Raw genomic sequence first — 492 nt, 5'->3', positions numbered from 1 at the left:
GAGGAGGTGACCAGCACCGCGGCGGCCTCGCTCGCCTTCGCGATCTGGGTCAGCGCGTCCACCTTCGGGACGACCAGCTGGTCGGTGAACTCGGCGCCGTCGGCCACGTAGACCTTCGCCGCGCCGTACTCGGCCGCCTTCGCGGCGATCGCGGCGGCGGCCGGACCGGCCCCGAGGACGACGGCCGACGGCTCGCCGATCCGGCGGGCCAGGGTCAGCAGTTCGAGGGCCGGCTTGCGGACCACACCGTCGGCGTGGTCCACCAGGACGAGAATCTCAGCCATTGCTCAATGTCTCCGTACGTGGAAGTGGTGGGGTGAGGTGGGACGGGAGTGGGGCCGGGCGCCGATCAGATGAACTTCTGGTCGGCGAGGAAGCCCGCGAGCGCCTTGCCGCCCTCGCCCTCGTCCTTGACGACCGTGCCCGCGGTACGCGCCGGACGCGCCGCCACCGACTCCACCGCCGTCCACGAACCCGCCAGACCGACCTCGT

Annotated in this window: 2 pseudogenes; both read right to left on the bottom strand. The window is 72.2% G+C overall.

Annotated features, from left to right (window positions below):
* A pseudogene (locus PUR56_RS03950) lies at window positions 1–284 on the bottom strand (electron transfer flavoprotein subunit alpha/FixB family protein); the annotation flags it as partial.
* A gap of 65 nt (window positions 285–349) precedes the next feature.
* Window positions 350–492, bottom strand: a pseudogene (locus PUR56_RS03945) (electron transfer flavoprotein subunit beta); the annotation flags it as partial.

Source organism: Streptomyces sp. BE303 (assembly GCF_036290945.1).
Taxonomy (GTDB): Bacteria; Actinomycetota; Actinomycetes; order Streptomycetales; family Streptomycetaceae; genus Kitasatospora.
This window is presented reverse-complemented; position numbering and strand designations above follow the sequence as displayed.